Annotated in this window: 16 protein-coding genes and 1 pseudogene; 9 read left to right on the plus strand and 8 right to left on the minus strand. The window is 65.5% G+C overall.

Annotated elements, in window-relative coordinates; all coding sequences use genetic code 11:
* The first annotated feature begins 36 nt into the window (after positions 1-36).
* Positions 37-3,594: a hybrid sensor histidine kinase/response regulator gene (locus AC1VXC_RS10755; protein WP_313172934.1), complete on the plus strand. Its 3,558-nt coding sequence runs from the start codon at positions 37-39 to the stop codon at positions 3,592-3,594.
* Positions 3,595-3,603: 9 nt separating this feature from the next.
* Here the strand turns inward: AC1VXC_RS10755 and mdtD are convergent, their stop codons facing one another.
* The 6 genes and pseudogenes from mdtD to AC1VXC_RS10785 form a co-directional block, all read right to left on the minus strand.
* Positions 3,604-5,025, minus strand: a complete 1,422-nt coding sequence (gene mdtD / locus AC1VXC_RS10760) for a multidrug transporter subunit MdtD (protein ID WP_481538600.1) — start codon at positions 5,023-5,025, stop codon at positions 3,604-3,606.
* A gap of 64 nt (positions 5,026-5,089) precedes the next feature.
* On the minus strand, positions 5,090-5,728 hold the full coding sequence (locus AC1VXC_RS10765) for a hypothetical protein (RefSeq protein ID WP_313172936.1): 639 nt from the start codon (positions 5,726-5,728) through the stop codon (positions 5,090-5,092).
* Positions 5,729-5,803: 75 nt separating this feature from the next.
* Positions 5,804-6,877 carry a uroporphyrinogen decarboxylase gene (gene hemE / locus AC1VXC_RS10770; protein WP_481538599.1) on the minus strand — a complete coding sequence of 358 codons (1,074 nt, stop codon included), beginning with the start codon at positions 6,875-6,877 and terminating at the stop codon, positions 5,804-5,806.
* Positions 6,878-6,938: 61 nt separating this feature from the next.
* A complete protein-coding gene (locus AC1VXC_RS10775; RefSeq protein ID WP_293716036.1) occupies positions 6,939-7,190 on the minus strand; it encodes a WGR domain-containing protein in 252 nt (83 codons plus the stop codon).
* A 275-nt stretch (positions 7,191-7,465) separates the two neighbouring features.
* Complete coding sequence (gene aroB / locus AC1VXC_RS10780; RefSeq protein WP_481538614.1) at positions 7,466-8,575, minus strand: 3-dehydroquinate synthase; 1,110 nt, start codon at positions 8,573-8,575, stop codon at positions 7,466-7,468.
* Positions 8,576-8,593: 18 nt separating this feature from the next.
* Positions 8,594-9,115 (minus strand): annotated as a pseudogene (locus AC1VXC_RS10785) (shikimate kinase); the annotation flags it as partial.
* A gap of 99 nt (positions 9,116-9,214) precedes the next feature.
* Here AC1VXC_RS10785 and AC1VXC_RS10790 point away from each other — a divergent pair.
* The gene (locus AC1VXC_RS10790; RefSeq protein ID WP_313172938.1) at positions 9,215-9,418 is read left to right on the plus strand and encodes a dodecin family protein; all 204 of its coding nucleotides are present in this window, start codon (positions 9,215-9,217) and stop codon (positions 9,416-9,418) included.
* A 101-nt stretch (positions 9,419-9,519) separates the two neighbouring features.
* Here the strand turns inward: AC1VXC_RS10790 and AC1VXC_RS10795 are convergent, their stop codons facing one another.
* Positions 9,520-10,353, minus strand: a complete 834-nt coding sequence (locus AC1VXC_RS10795; RefSeq protein WP_481538598.1) for a kinase — start codon at positions 10,351-10,353, stop codon at positions 9,520-9,522.
* 42 nt (positions 10,354-10,395) lie between these two features.
* Here AC1VXC_RS10795 and pdxH point away from each other — a divergent pair, with 42 nt between their 5' ends.
* From pdxH to AC1VXC_RS10815, 4 genes are read left to right on the plus strand one after another with little or no spacing between them, the layout of a single operon-like run.
* Entirely contained in the window at positions 10,396-10,995 is a 600-nt protein-coding gene (pdxH, locus tag AC1VXC_RS10800) for a pyridoxamine 5'-phosphate oxidase (protein WP_313172940.1), read from the plus strand.
* Positions 10,992-11,450 (plus strand): aminoglycoside 6'-N-acetyltransferase, encoded by a 459-nt coding sequence (gene aac(6') / locus AC1VXC_RS10805; protein WP_313172941.1) that lies wholly within the window; start codon positions 10,992-10,994, stop codon positions 11,448-11,450. Before pdxH ends, aac(6') begins: the two co-directional genes overlap by 4 nt.
* Positions 11,447-11,785 (plus strand): hypothetical protein, encoded by a 339-nt coding sequence (locus AC1VXC_RS10810; protein ID WP_313172942.1) that lies wholly within the window; start codon positions 11,447-11,449, stop codon positions 11,783-11,785. Before aac(6') ends, AC1VXC_RS10810 begins: the two co-directional genes overlap by 4 nt.
* A complete protein-coding gene (locus tag AC1VXC_RS10815; protein ID WP_481538613.1) occupies positions 11,785-12,585 on the plus strand; it encodes a cobalamin-binding protein in 801 nt (266 codons plus the stop codon). The genes AC1VXC_RS10810 and AC1VXC_RS10815 overlap by 1 nt, the downstream gene beginning before the upstream one ends.
* Positions 12,586-12,925: 340 nt before the next feature.
* Here AC1VXC_RS10815 and AC1VXC_RS10820 read toward each other — a convergent pair whose 3' ends face one another.
* Positions 12,926-14,149, minus strand: coding sequence for a citrate/2-methylcitrate synthase (locus AC1VXC_RS10820; RefSeq protein WP_481538597.1), 1,224 nt, complete (start codon positions 14,147-14,149; stop codon positions 12,926-12,928).
* A gap of 122 nt (positions 14,150-14,271) precedes the next feature.
* Here AC1VXC_RS10820 and prpB point away from each other — a divergent pair, with 122 nt between their 5' ends.
* Genes prpB through prpC form a run of 3 tightly spaced genes read left to right on the plus strand, consistent with a single transcriptional unit; the run spans position 14,272 to position 16,970 of the window.
* Positions 14,272-15,159, plus strand: coding sequence for a methylisocitrate lyase (gene prpB / locus AC1VXC_RS10825; RefSeq protein WP_481538596.1), 888 nt, complete (start codon positions 14,272-14,274; stop codon positions 15,157-15,159).
* A gap of 29 nt (positions 15,160-15,188) precedes the next feature.
* Complete coding sequence (locus AC1VXC_RS10830) at positions 15,189-15,779, plus strand: DUF1003 domain-containing protein (RefSeq protein ID WP_313172945.1); 591 nt, start codon at positions 15,189-15,191, stop codon at positions 15,777-15,779.
* Positions 15,780-15,812: 33 nt separating this feature from the next.
* Complete coding sequence (gene prpC / locus AC1VXC_RS10835) at positions 15,813-16,970, plus strand: bifunctional 2-methylcitrate synthase/citrate synthase (protein ID WP_481538595.1); 1,158 nt, start codon at positions 15,813-15,815, stop codon at positions 16,968-16,970.
* Positions 16,971-17,273 lie beyond the last annotated feature (303 nt).

Here is a 17,273-nt window from a genome sequence, read left to right on the forward strand (position 1 = left end):
AAACGCGCTGGGCGGCGCGGCAGGAGGCAGGGTTTGATGAAATGGTTTGCAGGGATGTTGCTGGGCGGGTTGCTGCTGATCACGGCATCCGCGGCTGCCGAAGTGCCTGCAACGCCGCAGCCGCGGCAGCTGACCGTGGCCGATGGCCTGCCATCGAGCAACATCAACGCCTTCGCCGAGGACCTTACCGGTTACCTGTGGCTGGCCAGCCGTGACGGCCTGGCCCGTTACGACGGCCGCAACTACCGCATCTGGCGTGCCGAGAACGGCTTGCGCGACAACGTGGTGTGGAGCCTGCACACGGACAAGTCCAATCGTCTGTGGATTGGCACGCAGAACGCCGGACTGGTGATGTTGTCGCCGGACCGCCTCAAGTTCACCTTTTTCGACCAGCAGACCTATCCGCAGATTGGCAGCAATACGATCTGGGCCATCGCCTCCACGGCCGATGGCAATGTCTGGTTCGGTACCGCCACCGGTGGCCTGCACCGACTGGATCCGGAAGGCAACATCCGACGCTTCATGCCGATCGCAGGGGACGAACACAGCCTGCCGGCGGCGTCGGTGACCTACATGACGGTCACGCCCGATGGCAGTCTTTGGGTCGGCACCAAGGGCGGCCTGGCGCGTTGGAACGGCGCAGGCTTCGACCGGGTCAGCAGTGCGTTGTTGCCATCGCCGCGCATCAACGGCTTGAAGGTGGACAAGCAGGGCCGGCTGTGGGTGGCCACCAACGAGGGCGTTGTGCTGCGTCATGCCGACGGTCGTTTTGAAGCAGCCAGTTGGGCAGGTGCTGCACCAGGCGACGTATTCAACATGCTGCAGTATTCCGCCGACGGCAGCTATTGGCTGGATACCCGCTCGGGGCTGGGCCGCATCCGTAGCAGCGTGGTGCGCAATGTGCCGCTGTACAGCTCGCAGGAACGCGGAATCGTAAAGCCCAACTGGTCCAGTGCCTACGAGGATCGCGAAGGCGGCCTGTGGTTCGCCAGTACCAATGCTGGCCTATGGCATCTGCCGCCGAGCTGGCGACAGTTCTCGGTGCTGTCGCGGCATCTGGATGATCCCGCCTCGCTGCGCAATCCCTATGCGCTGGCGCTGGCGCCATCCGCCTCCGGTGGCATCTGGGTGGTCGGTACGCGCGGTGCCCTGGATCGACTGGATCCGGGCACCGGCGATGTCCAGCATCACCTGCAGGCGGTTGATGGCACCAACTGGCCGCAATCGGTGGTGGAGGACGCGCGTGGCAAGGTCTGGATTGGCAGCCTCGATGCGCTGGTGCGCTATGACCCGCGCGACGGTGCCGTGCAGCGCTGGCACAGCGGTGACGGCAAGGATGCGGCGATGGTCGGCGATGCCGATATCGTGCGCAGCTGTGATGGCGGACGGATCTGGATCTACTCCGAAGACGGGGGCATGCAGCAGCGGGATGCCGATGGGCGTGTGCTGCTGCAGCTGCAGCCGGGGCAGGCCGGCGTGCCGGAAGTGCTGGTGGAAGACATGCAGTGTGGCCCGGGCGATCACCTGTGGCTGGCGGCCGGCACCGGCCTGCACGCCTGGCAGTCACAGAGCGGGCGCTTCACGCCGGTGCCGGGCGGACCAGCGGGACGGGTGTCCACCTTCAATGTCACCGATACCGGCGTGGTCTGGATCGCTGGCCTGGGGCGCATGGACCGCTATCTGTGGGATGGGCAGCGGATGACGCTGCTGGATCGGGTGGGCGCCGAGCAGGGCTTCCCGATGCTGGCGGCGACCGGCCTGCTGGTCGATGCCGAAGGCGTGGCGTGGGCGATCAGTGCGCGCGGCCTGATCCGCATTGATCCGGCCAATCGTTCGGTGCGCCTGTATGGCGTGCATGATGGCCTGCCAGGGCAGGAGTTCCGTCGCCGTTCGCTGGTACAGGCGCGCAGCGGCCAGCTTGCCGGTGGCACGCCCGATGGCGTGGTGTTGTTCGATCCCGATCAGGTCAAGCCGTCGACCCGTCGGCCGCCGTTGATCATCGAACGGGTCAGCGTGCGCCGTGGTGACAAGGAGCGCGACATCACGCTCGAGTCGCCGCTGCAGATCCTCGATGGCGACCGTGATCTGCGCATTGCGGCGCGATTGCTCTCCTTCGCCGACTCGGCCACCAATACCTATCGCTTCCGTCTCGCCGGCTACGACCCGGACTGGGTGGATGTCGGGGCCAGTGGCGATCGGGTGTTTTCACGGCTGCCGCCGGGACGCTATCAGCTCGAAATCCAGGCGGCAACGTCGGACAACGTCTGGTCACCGGTGCAGACGTTGGCGTTCCGGGTGCAGCCGCCCTGGGTGCGCAGTCCGGCCGGTGTGATGACGTTCCTCGTGCTTGGCGTGGCACTGACCCTGGGGGGCGCCTGGCTGTACCAGCGGCGTCTGCGCAGGCGCAATGAATGGCAGTTGGCACGCCACAAGCAGGAGCTGGCCGAACAGGCCTCGCTGGCCAAGACGCGCTTCCTGGCAACGCTTGGGCATGAGGTGCGGACGCCGATGACCGGTGTGTTGGGCATGAGCGAGCTGTTGTTGGCCACGCCACTGGATGAGCGCCAGCGCGGCTATACGCAGTCGATCCGCCGCGCCGGCGAACACCTGTTGCGGTTGGTCAACGATGCATTGGACCTGGCCCGCATCGAGGCCGGTCGGTTGGAACTGCAGAATCAACCGCTGGAGCTGCGGCAGCTGCTTGAAGACGTGCGTGGGCTGATGGAGCCGCTGGCACAACGACGCGGGCTGGCCTTTGATTTTGACAATGACGCATCGCCGCGGACGCGATTGACCGGCGATGTGATGCGACTCAGGCAGATCCTGCTCAATCTGCTCGGCAATGCGATCAAGTTCACCAGCCGTGGTTCGGTGAGCCTGCGCGTTCGCCTGCAGGAAGGGGGCAAGGGTGTGCGTTTCGAGGTCAGCGACACCGGCCCGGGGATCAGTGCCGAGCAACAGCAGCGCCTGTTCCGCCGTTTCGAGCAGGCGGACGGCGCGCGTACCGCCGCACGCTACGGCGGCAGCGGCCTGGGCCTGGCCATCTGCAATGAGTTGAGCATGGCAATGGGCGGCAGCATCGATGTGGAGAGCAGCCTGGGCGAAGGCACGCGTTTCATCGTCGACCTGCCGCTGGCCTGGGAAGTGCCGCCGACCTCGATGGATGATGACGCTGGCAACAACACCTGGATGAACCTGCCGCCGCAGCGCGTGCTGCTGGTGGAGGATGACCCGACCATTGCCGCGGTTATCCGTGGTTTGCTGGAAGTGCACGGACATGGTGCGGTGCATGCGGCACATGGTCTGGCGGCGCTGGCCGAGTTGTCCAGCCAGGAGTTCGATGTGGCGTTGCTGGATCTGGACCTGCCCGGCATCGACGGTTTTGGGCTGGCCCGGCAGTTGAAGACGATGGGTTACGAAATGCCGTTGATCGCCGTGACCGCGCGTTCCGATGGCGAGGCCGAACCACTGGCGCGCGAGGCAGGCTTCGCCGACTTCCTGCGCAAGCCGGTGACCGCGCAGATGCTGCTGGAGGCCATTGCCGGGGTACTTGACGCGCAGCGTCGGCAACAGGCGCAGGCCGCACAGGATTGAAGCGGGCGACTATTCGGCGACCTCTTCAACCGCGCGCGGATGCGGGCGGTTGTCGGGCAACTGCCAGAACACCAGGGTCGAACTGAGGGTGATGGCACCCACGCACAGGAAGGTGGCATGCAGCGCCGCGGTTGCGCCGTGGCCGCTCAAATGTTCGCCAAAGGCCGCCAGCAGGCTGCCCGCGGTCGCGGCGCCAAAGCCGGTAGCCAGCATCATCACCATCGACAACAGGCTGTTGCCGCTGCTGGCCTGATGCGTGTCCAGGTCGCGCAGGGTAACGGTGTTCATTACGGTGAACTGCATTGAATTCACCGCGCCGAAGATCGCCAGCTGGGTAAGCCGCAACCACAAGGGCTGCTCGGCGGTGATCAGGGCGAAACTGGCCATCGCCAGGCCCACGCAGACGGTGTTGATCATCAGGATGCGGCGGTAGCCAAAACGTTCCACCAGCGTCACCGCAGCGCGCTTGGCGGCCATGCCGGACAACGCCACCGGAATCATCATCATGCCGGCGGTCATCGGGCTCAGACCCATGCCCACCTGCAGCAGCAGCGGAATCAACAAGGGCATCGCCCCGCTGCCGATGCGCGAGAACAGGTTGCCGAGGATGCCGATGCGGAAGCTGATCACCTTGAACAGGCTGAGCGGAAACAGCGCATTGGTCGCGCTGGCGGCATGCAGCCAATAGCCCGCCAATGCGGCGATGCCAACCACCGCCAGCAACAGCACCACGGCGTGCGCCGAGTTGACCGCCGAGACGCCGTCCAATGCCAGCGACAGGGCGATCATGCCGAACGCAAGCATCAGGTATCCGGCCAGATCGAAGCGCTGTTTCCGCTGACCATAATGGTCGGGCATGATTTTCAGCGCGGCGACGAAGCCGATCACGCCGATTGGCAGGTTGATCAGGAAGATCCAATGCCAGGACGCGACCTCCACCAGCCAGCCGCCGAGGGTCGGGCCCAGCAGGGGGCCGATCAGCGCGGGGATGGCGATGAAGCTCATCGCCGAGAGGAATTGTTCGCGTGGCACCGAGCGCATCACCGCCAGGCGGCCTACCGGCAGCAGCATCGCGCCGCCTATGCCCTGCAGCACGCGCGACGCCACCAGCCACTGCAGCGTCGGTGACAGTGCACAGGCCAGTGAGCCCAGGGTGAACAGCACGATTGCGCCGAGGAAGGTGCGGCGCGTGCCGAAGCGGTCGGCGATCCAGCCGGATGCCGGAATGAAGGTGGCCACCGCCAATGCGTAACTGAACACCACCGACTGCATCTGCAACGGGCTTTCGCCCAGGCTGCGTGCCATCGCCGGCAAGGCCGTGTTGACGATGGTCGAGTCCAGCATCTGCATGAAAATGGCCAGCGACACCAGCCATAGCAGGGGTTTCTGGGCAGAGCTGGCGGGCAGGGGGAGCGGGGGAGCGGGGGACATCAGGACGGCTCGCGCACAGGCAGGCCTTCATTGTCCTCCGATGCGTGTGCAGATGCCGCGTAGATCAATCGCCGCCGCCGATGGTGTACAGGGTTGATCCGGAATCGTCAGGGTTCCGGCTCAGCATGATGGTGGAGTTGAGTTCGCCGATGGTGATGCTCCAGCTGTCCTCGTCAATGCGCTCCATCTTGCAGTTGGTTGGGATGCCAGGGTTGTTGCGCGCCCGCGGTGCGCAGTTGCGCTCGCTGATCGGGCCTATTTTCTCTACTGCCTTCTGCAGCGGAACCGCAAGTACCAGTGTGCGGTTGCCGTACATTTCGGCCAGCGTTTCGCGGGTCTCGATGACCGGCAAGCCGTACAGTGTCACCAATCCGGGCTTGATCCTGGCGCTGGCATCGTACGAGGTGTCCTGCATGGCATCGGTGCCGACGGATTCGGTGCTGCAGCGGTCGAGCGAAAGGCGGGTGATGTACGGCCGCCAGCGAGGTGCGATTTCTTCCGCTCGCGCAATGCGGATCTGTTTGCAGCTGGTCGGGAAGTCCATCGGCCCGGTGCTGAAGATGGTCAGCTGTGCGACTTCAGGAAACGCGGCCAGCGTCGGGAAGTCATCCTCGCCCAACTGCAGTGGCGGCGGTGCAGCACTTGCTGCGAGTGGCGCAGCGATTGCCAATGCCAACAGCAGAGACTTGCAAGGTTTGGACATGGGACGTGGGCCTGATGAGGGGCGCCCAGCGTCCGGGCCCGGAAGATTGAAGTCAAGCTTCCGGGCCTTCGGACCTCAGCGGCGGCTGAGGCGATGCACCGCATCCACCAGCACGGCGACGTGCTCGGGGTTCATGTCCGGCGACATGCCGTGGCCAAGGTTGAATACATGGCCTTCGCGCGAACCACCGTTGCCGGCGGCATAGCTTTCCAGCACCTTGCCGACTTCGCGGCTGATCGCATCGGGCGAGCCGTACAGCGTGGTCGGGTCCAGGTTGCCCTGCAGCGCGACCTTGCCGCCGGCTGCGCGTGCAGCGTCTTCCAGCGAGATGGTCCAGTCCACGCCGACGCCTTCAGCGCCGCTGGCGGCCAGCTCGGCCACGTACTGGCCGGTGCCCTTGCCGAACAGGATCAGCGGGGTGCGCTCGGCGCCGTCGCCGCGCTTGAGTTCGCTGGCGATGCGGTTGAGGTAACGCAGCGAGAACTCGCGGTACATCGCCGGGCCGAGCACGCCGCCCCAGGTGTCGAACACCTGCAGGGCCTGCGCACCGGCCGCGCGCTGTGCCGACAGGTAGGCGATGACCGCATCGGTCACTACCTCCAGCAGTTGGTGCAGGGCCTTGGGCTCGTTCAGCGCCATTGCCTTGATACGGGCGAAATCCTTACTGCCGCCGCCTTCGATCATGTAGCAGGCCAAGGTCCATGGGCTGCCGGAGAAACCGATCAGCGGCACCTTGCCGTCCAGCTCGCGGCGGATCAGGCGCACCGCGTCCATCACGTAGCGCAGTTCGGTCTCCATGTCCGGCACCGCCAGCTTGGCGACCGCGGCGACATCACGCACCGGATGCTTGAACTTGGGGCCTTCGCCATCGACGAAGTACAGGCCCAGGCCCATGGCGTCCGGCACGGTGAGGATGTCCGAGAACAGGATGGCGGCATCCAGGTCGAAGCGTTCGAGCGGCTGCAGGGTCACTTCGCAGGCAACTTCCGGGTTCTTGGCCATGCCCAGGAAGCTGCCGGCGCGGGCGCGGGTGGCACGGTACTCCGGCAGGTAGCGGCCGGCCTGGCGCATCAGCCAGACGGGGGTGTAGTCGACGGGCTCGCGGCGCAGGGCGCGCAGGAAGCGGTCATTGCGAAGTGGGCTGGTCACATGGAACTCCTGGGGGGGGAACCGCAGGCGCGCTGCGGCGCACCTGCGAGGAATGCGGGAATCAGGGTGCGGGCTGGCCGGCGGTGAACATCACCTGGAAGCCTTTCTTGATCTGGCCGTCGCGGGCCTTCTCGAAGGCATGCACGGCCTCGTCGTGCTGCAGGAACAGCTCGCGGCGCAGCTGGATGCGGCCACCGGTCTGGCCGCTCTCACGCAGCAACTCCCAGCCGCCGAGCAGATCCGGCACCAGGGACAGTTGAACGTAGCGGGGGGCTTCATTGCCGCTGGGCGGCTGTTGCAGTAGGACGCGCATGGCGGCGATTGTAGCCGTTGTGCGGGTTTTGGGCTGGTTTTGGGGGCGGCGTCCTCCTTCTCCCGGCGGGAGAAGGTGCCCGAAGGGCGAATGAGGGTGCGGGCGAAGCCTCGCGCTCATTTGACGGCACAAGGCTTCGCCCGGACCCTCACCCCAACCCTCGCTACGCGCCCCCGGCCCTTGCGCCAGCGCAAGGGCGTTCAATGGGCAGCGAACCAGTGGTTCGCAAGCTGCCCCTTTCACCCCGCAGGGAGAGGCGCTTCAAGCACTGCCGCTCAGCCCTGCCTCAGCACCGCCAACACCGCCGCCTCATCCACATCCGGCACCACCTCGGCCTTGCCGATGCCGCGCCAGAGTACCAGCCGCAGGCGGCCGGCGATGTTCTTCTTGTCCAGCCTCATATGTCCCAGCAAGGCCTCGGCATCCAGGCCGGCGGGGATGCGGGTTGGCAGGCCGTAGGCCTGCAGCAGTTCACGCAGGACCTCGGTATCGGCCGCATCGGCCATGCCCAGCGCGGCCGACAACTGCGCTGCCAGCACCATGCCGACCGCCACCGCCTCGCCATGGTTGAGGTTGTCGTTGCCCGGCGCGCCATAGCCCTGTGCGGTTTCGATGGCATGGCCGAAGGTGTGGCCGAGGTTGAGCAGGGCACGCTCGCCTTTTTCCAGCGGATCGCGGGCGACGATCTCGGCCTTGTGCTCACAGCTGCGGGCGATGGCCTGGGCCAGCGCGCTGTCGTCACCGGCCAGCAGCGCCTCGCGTTCGGCCTGCAGCCACTGGAAGAACAGCGGGTCGCGGATGGCGCCGTACTTGATGACTTCGGCCAGACCGGCGCGCAGCTCGCGCAGCGGCAGGCTGCGCAGGGCGGCGGTATCGGCCACCACCGCGCGCGGCGGATGGAAGGCGCCGACCAGGTTCTTGCCCTGCGGGATGTCCACCGCGGTCTTGCCGCCTACCGAGGAATCGACCATCGACAGCAGGGTGGTCGGCAGCTGCACGCAGTCGACCCCGCGCATCCAGCAGGCGGCGGCAAAGCCGGCCAGGTCGCCGACCACGCCGCCACCCAGGGCCAGCACGCAGGCGTCGCGGGTGGCGCCCAGGGTCGCCAATGCATTGATTGCGCCGCTGAAGTTTTCCAGCGTCTTGGAGGCTTCCCCGGCGGGGATGATGTACTGGCCGATCTTCAGGTCGGGGCGGGCTGCCAGCAGCGCGGTCTGCACCTGGGCCAGGTATAGCGGTGCGACGGTGTCGTCGCTGACCAGCAGTACATGGCGGCCACGGATGGCGCCGGCCAGTGTCTGCGCCTGGGACAGCAGGTCCGGGCCGATATGGATCTGGTAGGGGTGGTCGCCGCCGACGGCGACGGTGCGGGTGGGGGCGGTCATGCGGGTGGGTTCCAGGATCTGCCATTGCGCGACAAGCCGGGTTACGGTGTGCGCGGTGGCATCGGCGGGGGTATAGAGGTCGGTATCGATGATCAGGTCGGCTACTTCGCGGTAAAGCGGATCGCGGATGCCAGCCATGGTGTGCAGCACCTGTTCCCGGTCCTCGCGCTGCAGCAGGGGGCGGGTCTTGTCGCGGTGCAGCCGCGCCAGTTGCGAGGCCACGCTGACCCGCAGGTAGACCACGAAGCCGTGCTGGCGGATGTGCCGGCGATTGTCCGGATCCAGCACGCAACCGCCGCCAGTGGAAATCAATTGGCCGCTGCCGGCCAACAGGCGGGTCAGTACCCGCTTTTCATGGGCACGGAAGCCGGCTTCGCCGACGTTCTCGAATATGGCCGGGATGCTGGAGCCCACGTCGTCGACGATGGCCTGGTCGGCATCCACGAATACCAACCCAAAGCGCTCGGCGAGGCGGCGGCCGATGCTGGTTTTGCCGGCGCCCATGGGGCCGACCAGGATGAGATTGGGGGCGGGATTCATTACCGGAAGATGCTAGCACCTCGTGTCAGTGCCTTAACACGGTAGCAGCCAAGCTCGGAAGTTCCACGAATGGTTCGTGGTGCAACCAAGGAGTTGGACATGTCAGTGGCGAAAATCATTGAAGTCAGCGCGGCCTCCAAAACCAGCGTCGAGGATGCGGTACGTAGCGGCATCAAGAAGGTGGCCGAGACGGTCAAGGGCATCCAGGGTGCGTGGGTCAACGAGACCAAGGTTGTCACCGATGGCGATGGCAACATCATCGAATGGCGGGTCAACCTGCGGATCACCTTCCTGGTGCAGTGATCGCGCCGCGCGTTGTTGCGCGAGCGCCGGCAACGGTTCGGCGGCGCTATCGCCGTCGAGCTGTTCCTGCGCGGTGATCCGGCCTTGCCAGCCGCAATGCTTCAATCCGCGGTGTCGGCCAATGGTTGCCGTTGCGCGTCCAGCGCGATGACCCGGTCGGCGATGCCCGGCAGGGTACGCAGTGCCTGCCGGCTGATGCGTTCGTAGAACTGCACGAAACGCTCCAGCTGCGCACGGGTCATGCTGCTGCGGCCCGGTGAGGCCTGCTGCAGGGCTTGTTCCTGCTGCCAGCGCCAGTGCGGCACCACGGCGAAGCTGGGTGGTTGCAGCATCCACAGCCGGTCAAAGCGCCGCCACAAGGCCGGGTAGTGTTCGGCCAGCGCCTGGTTGCACCAGCGTCGCCAGGTGCCATCGGCATCGGCGTCGCGCTCCAATGCGTTCAATGGCATCTGCAGGGCAGCATCGGTTTCAGCCGGGGTGCCGAGGAACCAGCCTTCGAATACCAGCAGGTCGAGGGGGTGTTCGATTCTTTTCCACTGCGCTTCCGGCACGCGTTCGTCGGCGAGCTTGTCGAAACGCGGCAACAGGAAGTCCTGGCCTGCCTTGGCCGCATCCAACGTGGCCAGCGCCAGTGCCAGGTCATGTGTTCCCGGTGGCCCGCGTGTGGCAAGCAAGGGGTGCACGCGATCGGCCAGCCGTTGCCGTTGCGCACGGGTCAGGTAGGTGTCGTCGATGGACACGGCGGCGGCGCACAGGCCGCGCGTGCGTGCCAGATCCACGATCTGTGCTGCCAGCGTTGACTTGCCGCTGCCCTGTACGCCGCTGATCGCCAGTACCGGCGTAGCGTCGGCACTGGCCAATGCATCATCCAGCGCCTGTGCAACCAGTGCCGGCGCGAAGCGGCGTTGGGAAAAACTGTGCGGAACGGGGGACATGCCGCCACAATAGCCCAAACACGTGCCCTACGAAGCAGGATCATGACCAATCTTTACGCAGAAGCGCTTTCGACTTTCGCCGCATTGTTTGAAGAGGCCAAGGCTGGCAGAGAGATCGATGCCACCGCGATGACCGTCGCGACCGTGGACATCGATGGCCGGCCATCGGCACGCACCGTGCTGCTCAAGGCTTTCGACGAGCGTGGCTTCGTGTTCTACACGCATCTGGATAGCCGCAAGGGCCGCGAGCTGCATGACAACCACGCGGCGGCACTGCTGTTCCTGTGGCGCAGCCTCCGCGAGGCCGGCATCCAGGTACGCATTGAAGGTGATGCGCAGCTGGTAACCGCGGCCGAATCCGATGCTTACTTCGCCAGCCGCCCGCGCATGAGCCAGATTGGTGCCTGGGCGTCGGTGCAATCACAGCCGCTGGCTTCGCGCGAGGAATTCGAGCAGCGTCTGGCCGGTTTCGAACAGCGCTTTGAAGGCCGTGAGGTACCGCGTCCCGAGGGTTGGGGTGGGGTGCGTATCGTGCCGCGACGCATCGAATTCTGGTACGGCGCCGATTTCCGTCTGCACGAACGCTGGTGCTACGAAGCCGACGCCGCAGGCGAGTGGGGCAAGCGGATGCTGTATCCGTGAATACAGCCGGCCCCGTGATCCGTCGCGCGCTGGCCAGTGACTGGCCGGCATGGGCGCAGCTGCGACGCGCGCTGTGGCCGGACTGCGGCACCGAGCTGGCCGAGCTGCAACAGTTGCTGCAAGAAGGTGGCACCGTGCTGCTTGCCTTCGACCAAGGCCGGCCGGTGGGTCTGGCCGAGGCCAATCTGCGCCATGACCATGTCAATGGCACGGCCAGCTCACCGGTGGGATTTCTGGAAGGCTGGTACGTGGTCGAGGCGTTGCGTGGCAAGGGCATCGGGCGTGCGCTGGTAGCCGAAGTTGCCCGCTGGGCAGTTGCGCAGGGATGCAGTGAGCTGGCATCGGACACGGCCCTGGACAATGCGCTGGCGCAAGCCGCACATCTGGGCAGCGGCTTCGCCGAGACCGAGCGGGTGATCTATTACCGCATGCCGTTGGACGGCCCGGCGGCATGAAGCTGCAGCCGGTCTACCGCATTACCGTATTCGTGCCGCCGGCGGATCTGGCGCGGTTGAAGCAGGGCATTCTTGCCGTTGATGATCTTGCCGCAGGCGGTTACGCCGAGGGTATGTGGGAGAGCGCTGCCGATGAGCAGTACCGGGTACTGCCCGGCACCCGCAGCGTGCAGGGGCAGGGCGGTGAACGGGTGCATCAGCCCACGGTGCGGCTGGAGTTCTGCATAGCACGTGATGCACAGCGCCTGCAGCGCTTGCTGTACGCCATCGCCGCGCATCATCCATGGAATACCCCGGCGGTTTTCGTCGATACAACGGAGTTTGCCGTCGCATGATCGGCCCGCGTCGCATTGTCTGCCTTACCGAAGAACCTACCGAGACGCTGTATGCCCTGGGCGAGCAGGACCGTATCGTCGGCATCAGCGGTTTCACCGTGCGGCCGCCGCAGGCGCGCCGCGACAAGCCCAAGGTCAGCGCCTTCACCAGCGCCAAGGTCGGCGAGATCCTCAAGCTCAAGCCGGACCTGGCGATTGGCTTTTCCGACATCCAGGCCGATATCGCCGCCGAGCTGATCCGTAACGGTGTGGAGGTGTGGATTGCCAACCACCGCAGCGTGGCCGGCATCCTCGATTACATCCGCCGCCTGGGCGGGCTGGTGGGTGTGGCGGCCCGTGCCAACGCCTATGCCGACGAATTGCAGCGCGGATTGGATGCAATAGCCGCGCAGGCGGCAAGGCTGCCGCAGCGCCCGCGCGTCTATGTCGAGGAATGGGATGAGCCCATCATCACCGGCATCCAGTGGGGTGCGGAGCTGGTGGAGATTGCCGGCGGCATCGATGTATTCCCGGAGTTGTCGCGCGAGCCTCTGGCCAAGGCGCGCATCCTTGCCGATGGCGACCCGGTAATTGCGTGCAACCCGGACATCATCATCGGTTCCTGGTGCGGCAAGAAGTTCCGCCCGGAGCGGGTGGCCGCACGTCCGGGCTGGGAGGCGATCAATGCGGTGCGGGATGGCGAACTGCATGAGATCAAGTCGCCACTGATCCTGCAGCCTGGCCCGGCGGCGCTGACCGATGGCGTGCAGGCCATCGCGCAGATCATCAATCAATGGTCGAAGCGGGCAGGGGCCTTGTAGGAGCGGCGTAAGCCGCGACGCTGGCGATGCGGGAAGGGCCGCAAAAGCTTACCCCTCCCCAACCCTCCCCTTTGCTGCGCAAAAGGGAGGGAGCAGACGTGCATCGCCGTTCGGATGTGGGAGCGGCGTAAGCCGCGAAGCTGGTGATGCGGGCAAGGCCGCAACAGCTTACCCCTCCCCAACCCTCCCCTTTGCTGCGCAAAAGGGAGGGAGCAGAAACGCATCGCCGTTCGGATGTGGAAGCGGCGTAAGCCGCGAAGCTGGTGATGCGGGCAAGGCCGCAACAGCTTACCCCTCCCCAACCCTCCCCTTTGCTGCGCAAAAGGGAGGGAGTACAAGCTCACCCCCTCGGTGCCAAGCCGGTATAGCGCGCACGTGGCCGTATCAAGGTGCCCAACGCCTGTTGTTCCAACGCATGCGCCAGCCAGCCGGTAAGCCGGGCAGTGGCGAACATCACCAGCGCATGTGCGCCCGGCAATTCGTAGACATAGCAGATGGCACCCAGCATGCCGTCGATGTTCGGCCGCTGCCCGCTGACTTCCTCGGTGGCCGCCAGCACCGCTTCCACATGGCGCATGCGTGGCGAATCGCCACAGCGTTCGCGTAGCTGCCGCAATACCTCCGCACCGCGCGGATCACCCTCGGGATACAGCAGATGATTGAAGCCCGGCAGCTCATCACCGCGGCGCCAGCGCTCGGCAATGAAGGTCGCTGGCGCGCCACTGGCTTCGGCATCCACCAGCAGGGCATGCGCGCGCGCGGTGGCGCCGCCATGGCGTGGCCCGGACAGCGCCGCCAGGCCCGCGCTCACCGTGGCATGCAGGTGCGCGCCGGTGGAGGCAACCACGCGCGCGGCAAACGCGGACACATTCAGTTCGTGATCGGCACACAGCACCAGCGCCGCACGCACCAGTTCGGCGAATGCCGCATCGCCCGGCACCCAGGCATCGGCAAGCAGCCGGTGCACGGGCCGTGTGTCCGCCGCGGTGCCGACCAGCAGGGCGGCGTTCTGCCGCAGCAACAAGGCGGCGACTTCGCGCCGGACCGGCGCAGCAGCATTGAGTGACTGGCGTTGCTCCAGGGCCAGCAGCGGGATGCAGGCCATGGTGCGTTCCACCGGCGGCAGGCTGGCGTCCAGTGCCAGGCCGGCAATGCGCTCGGGCCAGGCGGGCAGGGCGGTGCTGGTGAAGGGATTCTGCTCTTCGCACTCCCACAGCAGGCGGGCGATGTCCTCCAGCGTGGCGCCGGCCTGCGCCGCGGCTACGGCCGAACGGCCACGGTAATAAGGCGCATCCGGGCGGATCAGCGAGATGCGGGTTTCCAGCACAGGCAGGCCGCGATCCAGGCTCTGCGCCGCGCCGCGCTCGGCACCACGGCCGGCCCGTTTGCGCTGCGCCAGCCGTTCCACCTCCGCCCGCAGGTACACCCGGCTGCGGGCGGAGGGCCCGGGCCGCGAGCTCAGCTGACCGCGGCTGACATAGGCATACAACGTGGCGGCGCTGATGCCGAGCAGGGCGCAGGCTTCGTTGGCGGGGATCAGTTCGGGGTCGAGGGAATCGGACATGGCGTATTCAATAGGTTGATTTATTGAATCAAGATTGATCAATGCATCTGATGGTGCCAGATTAACCGTCACAGCGGAATGGCATGCTCGCCACCGCTCAGCCACAAGCCAGGAGCCAACCCATGAGTCTTTCTTCCGCCGGCGCTGCCTTCCGCGCCGCACTGGCCGCCGAATCCCCGCTGCAGGTGGTGGGTGCGATCAATGCCAACCACGCCCTGCTGGCCAAGCGCGCCGGTTACCGCGCCATCTACCTGTCCGGCGGCGGTGTTGCTGCCGGCTCGCTGGGCCTGCCGGACCTGGGCATCAACACGATGGAAGATGTGTTGATCGACGTGCGCCGCATCAGCGATGTCTGCGACCTGCCGCTGATGGTGGATATCGATACCGGCTTCGGCCCCAGCGCGTTCAACATCGCGCGCACGGTGAAATCGCTGATCAAGGCTGGCGCCGCTGCCTGCCATATCGAGGACCAGGTTGGCGCCAAGCGCTGCGGTCACCGCCCGGGCAAGGAAATCGTCTCGCAGGGTGAAATGGTTGACCGCGTGAAGGCCGCCGCCGATGCCAAGACCGATCCGGACTTCTTCCTGATCGCCCGCACCGATGCCATCCAGATGGAAGGCGTGGACGCGGCCATCGAGCGCGCCCTGGCCTGCGTGGAAGCCGGTGCCGACGGCATCTTTGCCGAGGCGGCCTACGACCTGGAAACCTATAAGCGCTTCGCCGACGCGGTGAAGGTGCCGCTGCTGGCCAACATCACCGAATTCGGCGCGACTCCGCTGTTCAGCCGCGATGAACTGGCCGCGGCCGGCGTGGCGATGCAGCTGTTCCCGCTGTCCGCGTTCCGTGCCGCCAACAAGGCCGCCGAGAACGTGTACGAAGCCATCCGCCGTGACGGCCACCAGCGCAATGTGGTGGACATCATGCAGACCCGCGAGGAACTGTATGACCGCATTGGCTACCACGCTTTCGAGGCGCAGCTGGACAAGGTATTCGCTGGCAAGGGTGCATGATGGGGCCTTTCCCGGCCACCTGAACCGCCATGGCAAGCACTTCGTCCCGAACCGCACGTGTCGATCGCCGAGAAACGGCGCGGCAGTTCCTGCAAAAGGAACTGGAGCAGTTGCCGCCGGAGGAGCGGTTGGTGGTGGAGCGCTTCATTTCGCGGCGCAAGGTCGCGCGCAACGTGGGGCAGGAATTCCACGCTGCGCGCAGCTTCGGTGAGCGGGTGGCCGACCGGGTGGCACAGGTAGGAGGAAGCTGGAGTTTCATCCTGTGCTTCTTCTTCCTGCTGCTGGTCTGGATGGTGGCCAACAGTTTCATGCTGGCCAAGGCCTTCGATCCCTATCCCTACATCCTGCTGAACCTGGTGCTGTCCTGCCTGGCGGCGGTGCAGGCGCCGATCATCATGATGAGCCAGAACCGGCAGGCGGCCGTGGACCGGATGCATGCCGAGAACGATTACCAGGTCAACATCAAGTCCGAACTTGAAGTACTGCAGATCCACGAAAAGCTCGACCTGCTGCGTTCGCAGGATTGGGCTTTGCTGGTTGAACAACAGAACCGCCAGATCGAGATGCTGCAACGGCTGCTGGAGCAGACCACGCGCGGCACCGATCGTAATCCTGATTGAAATCGTGAACCCGTTTTCCCGGAGGTAAACACCATGTCAGAGCAAACTGCCGCACCCGCGTTCAAGCCGAAGAAGTCCGTCGCCCTGTCCGGTACCGCTGCCGGCAATACCGCCCTGTGTACCGTTGGCCGCAGCGGCAACGACCTGCATTACCGTGGCTACGACATCCTGGACCTGGCCAACACCAGCGAGTTCGAGGAAATCGCCCACCTGCTGGTGCACGGCAAGCTGCCGAACAAGGCCGAGCTGCGCGCCTACAAGGCCAAGCTGAAAGCGCTGCGTGGCATCCCGGCAGCGGTGAAGGCTGCGTTGGAAGAGCTGCCGCCGTCGGCGCACCCGATGGATGTGATGCGCACCGGTGTTTCCGTGCTGGGCTGCGTGTCGCCGGAGAAGGACGACCACAATCACCCGGGCGCGCGTGACATCGCCGACAAGCTGATGGCCTCGCTGGGCTCGATGCTGCTGTACTGGTACCACTGGAGCCACAACGGCAAGGTCATCGACGTGGAGACCGACGATGATTCGATCGGCGGCCACTTCCTGCACCTGCTGCACGGCGAGCAGCCGCGGGAGTCCTGGGTCAAGGCCATGCACACCAGCCTGATCCTGTACGCGGAACACGAATTCAACGCCTCGACCTTCGCCTGCCGCGTCATCGCCGGCACCGGCAGCGACATGTACAGCGCCATCACCGGTGGTATCGGTGCGCTGCGTGGTCCCAAGCACGGTGGCGCCAATGAAGTCGCCTTCGAAGTGCAGAAGCGTTACGAGACGCCGGACGAAGCCGAGGACGACATCAAGGCCCGCGTCGAGCGCAAGGAAGTGGTGATTGGCTTCGGCCATCCGGTCTATACCGTGTCCGATCCGCGCAACAAGGTGATCAAGGAGGTCTCGCGCGAGCTGTCGGCCGAGCAGGAAAACATGAAGATGTACGACATCGCCGAGCGTCTGGAGTCGGTGATGTGGGACATCAAGAAGATGTTCCCGAACCTGGATTGGTTCAGCGCTGTCAGCTACCACATGATGGGCGTGCCGACCGCGATGTTCACGCCGCTGTTCGTCATTGCGCGTACTGCGGGTTGGAGTGCGCACATCATCGAGCAGCGCATCGACGGCAAGATCATCCGTCCGAGCGCGAATTACACCGGTCCGGAAGACCAGACCTTCATGCCGCTGGACAAGCGCGGCTGAGTTCGAAGCGTAGATGATGCGTGATGCCTAAAAGCCCCTCTCCCGCTTGCGGGAGAGGGGTTGGGGTGAGGGGAAGCTTCTAGCACGTACAGCCCGCTTGAAGCCCGTAGAAAAAAACGAAGCAAAGCTGGAGCTCAAGCGAGAGCTCAAGCGAGAGCAAGAGCTCCCCCCATCCGCCCTTTGGGCACCTTCCCCCGCAGGCGGGAGAAGGGAACCACCAGATTCCATGTGTTGCTGTGGGATTGCTGCAATCGCAGGCATCCGCGTACAACCCAAAGCACACCAGCAAGCCCAGACCCTCAC

It is taken from the genome of Stenotrophomonas sp. STEN033 (genome assembly GCF_056856655.1).

What these genes read in the sequence shown, in the direction of transcription:
- AC1VXC_RS10755 (WP_313172934.1), top strand. Translation starts at nt 37, where the DNA reads ATGAAATGGTTTGCAGGGATGTTGCTGGGCGGGTTGCTGCTGATCACG.
- mdtD (WP_481538600.1), bottom strand. Translation starts at nt 5,025, where the DNA reads ATGTCCCCCGCTCCCCCGCTCCCCCTGCCCGCCAGCTCTGCCCAGAAA.
- AC1VXC_RS10765 (WP_313172936.1), bottom strand. Translation starts at nt 5,728, where the DNA reads ATGTCCAAACCTTGCAAGTCTCTGCTGTTGGCATTGGCAATCGCTGCG.
- AC1VXC_RS10775 (WP_293716036.1), bottom strand. Translation starts at nt 7,190, where the DNA reads ATGCGCGTCCTACTGCAACAGCCGCCCAGCGGCAATGAAGCCCCCCGC.
- aroB (WP_481538614.1), bottom strand. Translation starts at nt 8,575, where the DNA reads ATGACCGCCCCCACCCGCACCGTCGCCGTCGGCGGCGACCACCCCTAC.
- AC1VXC_RS10790 (WP_313172938.1), top strand. Translation starts at nt 9,215, where the DNA reads ATGTCAGTGGCGAAAATCATTGAAGTCAGCGCGGCCTCCAAAACCAGC.
- AC1VXC_RS10795 (WP_481538598.1), bottom strand. Translation starts at nt 10,353, where the DNA reads ATGTCCCCCGTTCCGCACAGTTTTTCCCAACGCCGCTTCGCGCCGGCA.
- pdxH (WP_313172940.1), top strand. Translation starts at nt 10,396, where the DNA reads ATGACCAATCTTTACGCAGAAGCGCTTTCGACTTTCGCCGCATTGTTT.
- AC1VXC_RS10810 (WP_313172942.1), top strand. Translation starts at nt 11,447, where the DNA reads ATGAAGCTGCAGCCGGTCTACCGCATTACCGTATTCGTGCCGCCGGCG.
- AC1VXC_RS10820 (WP_481538597.1), bottom strand. Translation starts at nt 14,149, where the DNA reads ATGTCCGATTCCCTCGACCCCGAACTGATCCCCGCCAACGAAGCCTGC.
- prpB (WP_481538596.1), top strand. Translation starts at nt 14,272, where the DNA reads ATGAGTCTTTCTTCCGCCGGCGCTGCCTTCCGCGCCGCACTGGCCGCC.
- AC1VXC_RS10830 (WP_313172945.1), top strand. Translation starts at nt 15,189, where the DNA reads ATGGCAAGCACTTCGTCCCGAACCGCACGTGTCGATCGCCGAGAAACG.
- prpC (WP_481538595.1), top strand. Translation starts at nt 15,813, where the DNA reads ATGTCAGAGCAAACTGCCGCACCCGCGTTCAAGCCGAAGAAGTCCGTC.